Source organism: Mesorhizobium sp. M5C.F.Ca.IN.020.32.2.1, assembly GCF_004023105.1.
Taxonomy (GTDB): domain Bacteria; phylum Pseudomonadota; class Alphaproteobacteria; order Rhizobiales; family Rhizobiaceae; genus Mesorhizobium; species Mesorhizobium wenxiniae.
The window spans coordinates 1-2371 of sequence record NZ_RZSX01000924.1; the positions used below are offsets into that span (position 1 = coordinate 1).

3 protein-coding genes are annotated in these 2371 nt (G+C 63.3%); 2 read left to right on the plus strand and 1 reads right to left on the minus strand.

The genetic code is table 11. The features are described from left to right. Positions 1–1067: NAD(P)/FAD-dependent oxidoreductase (locus tag EOA86_RS30930; protein ID WP_164892152.1), on the minus strand; the 1067-nt coding region annotated here is incomplete at its 3' end. A gap of 123 nt (positions 1068–1190) precedes the next feature. On the opposite strand from EOA86_RS30930, the gene EOA86_RS30935 reads away from it, so the two are divergent. Next, positions 1191–1982, plus strand: coding sequence for a cyclase family protein (locus EOA86_RS30935; RefSeq protein ID WP_128345086.1), 792 nt, complete (start codon positions 1191–1193; stop codon positions 1980–1982). A 202-nt stretch (positions 1983–2184) separates the two neighbouring features. Continuing rightward, positions 2185–2371 (plus strand): NAD(P)-binding protein (locus tag EOA86_RS30940; RefSeq protein ID WP_164892153.1); only part of this gene is annotated, 187 nt, incomplete at its 3' end.

Consider the following 2371-nt stretch of genomic DNA (forward strand, 5'->3'; position numbering starts at 1 on the left):
ATGGCGTCGAGCGACGGCGAAAGATGGACGTAGGCGAATTGCCGAAGCTCGGCGCCGGCGCGCCAGTCCGGCAGATCGTCAAGCGCCAGATGGATCATCATGGTGCCCGGCGCATGTCGGAATTTTTTCATCGCCGTGTCGAAGCCGGCGTCGCCGGAACCATCAGGCAAAAGCTTTCCGGCTAGCGCCCCGGGTGCAACGCCGGCGATCACCGCCTTGGTGGCAGTATGGGTCTCGCCGGAAGCAAGCCGCACGCCTGTCGCTCGGCCGCCGGACACCGTGATCTCGGCCACTTCAGCACCGGTGCTAATCTGGCCGCCGGCAACGGTGACCATGCCGGTCAGCGCGCGGATGATGGTGTCGGCCCCCCCCTTGCCGAGCACCATGCCGAAGCACTGGTTGGCCATCGATTCCAGATAGGGGAACACCGCGCCGCCGGCGATGTCAGGGGCGAAGTCGAGATGCATGCCCCAGGTGGCGAGCGTCGCCCTGACATGCGGCGACTCGAAATTCTCCTCGAGCCACGAGCGTGGTGATGAGAGCAGCAGCCGGCCGGTGTCGAGCGCGCCGGCAAGGCCCTTCTTGCGCCACAGGTTCCATGCGGTGCCGGCCAGCGCCCGCCCGCTCATCTGTGAGCCCAGCAGCCGAACCAGATGCTCGGCTTCCACCGGGAAGGCGCCGACCAGCCGGCGCCATGTGGCGGCGTCGGTTGCGGAGAAAGCTGCCATGCGCGACGCGGTCTTTTCCAGATCGTTGCTGACGCCGAACCACTGTCCGTCGGGAAAGGCGCTGGCAAAGCAATCGGCGACCGGCGCAAATTCCAGCCCATGGCTTTTCAATTCATTTGCATATTTCTTGTGAAAGGCCGAGCCGGCGAACAGGCTCAGATTCATCGCGCCGAAATCGTGCCGGAAGCCGGGGAGCGTGAATTCGCGGCTCTGGACAGCGCCGCCGATAGTTGCGCTGCGCTCAAAAATCCCGGTGTTCCAACCTTTGAGCGCCAGATGCGCGGCGCATGCCAAACTGTTGTGGCCTGCCCCGACGAATATGGCGTCAAACTCGCTCACACCCCACCCAACCCTATTTCCTTTATGCTTAAAGATAATTGCAGATGCATATGTTTTAGTCTAGTAGGATATTAAGGGCCGCGAAGAGCCTTGATCATCACCGAGAAAGAGGGAATAGAGACCATGGACACGCAACAACTCCTCGGCGAGGTCGCCGGCCAGCTTCTTTCAGGCACCATCCAGGTGGTCGACCTGACGGCGCCGCTCGGGCCCAACACGCCGCTGATCAAGCTGCCGCCGGAGCTGGCGGTGGACACGCCGAAGGTCGAGATCCACGCCATCTCCCACTATGACAAGAACGGTCCGTGGTGGGCATGGAATTGGCTGAAGCTCGGCGAACACTCGGGCACGCATTTCGACGCGCCGCAGCACTGGATTACCGGCAAGGATTATCCGGACGGTGCCACCGACACCATTCCGGTTCAGAATTTCGTCGGCCCGGTCAATGTCATCGACTGCTCGAAGCAAGCCGCCGCCGACAACGATTTCCTCCTCACAGTCGACCACATCAAGGCGTGGGAAGCCGAGCACGGCCCGATTAACGCCGGCGAATGGGTGGTGATGCGCACCGACTGGTATAAGCGCAACGGCTCGGAAGCCGAATTCCTCAACGCCGACGAGACCGGACCGCACACGCCCGGACCGACGGCCGAGGCCATCCAGTACCTGATCAGCAAAGACATCAAGGGTTGGGGCAGCGAGACGATCGGCACGGACGCTGGCAAAGCAGGGGGAATGGAGCCGCCATTCCCGGCGCACAGCCTGATGCACAAGGCGAACCGCTACGGCCTCGCCAGCTTATGCAATCTCGATCGGCTGCCGCCGAAAGGCGCGATCCTGATCGCCGCACCGCTCAAAATCGAGCACGGCACCGGCAGCCCGATCCGCGCGCTGGCGCTGGTGCCAAGGCATTAGGACGAGGTGGCGGTCTTCGGGAGAAGATCATGCTTGTAGGCAATGCTGTAGTGACGGGTTGGAGGTGGCAGCCTTGTAGCGCTGTCGCTCTACGGCGCCCCCCTCTGTCCTGCCGGACTGTCCGGCAGGACAGAGGGGGGCGCGAAGGAACGCCAACCCGCGCAATTGACTCCAACCTCCCGAGGACGAGGAGCAATCGCAGATGAACGCGCCCGATCACATCATCGTCGGCAGCGGCATCAACGCGCTGGTCTGCGCGGCGATGCTTGGCGGCAAGGGGGCAAAGGTGCTGGTGCTCGAGCGCAACGACCGCATCGGCGGTTGCATGCGCACCGAGGAGATCACCGCGCCCGGCTTCATCCACGACGTGATGGCGACGACCTTCGTAC

Excerpts from the sequence above, each read along its gene's own strand:
- EOA86_RS30935 (WP_128345086.1), top strand. The coding sequence starts at position 1,191 with ATGGACACGCAACAACTCCTCGGCGAGGTCGCCGGCCAGCTTCTTTCA.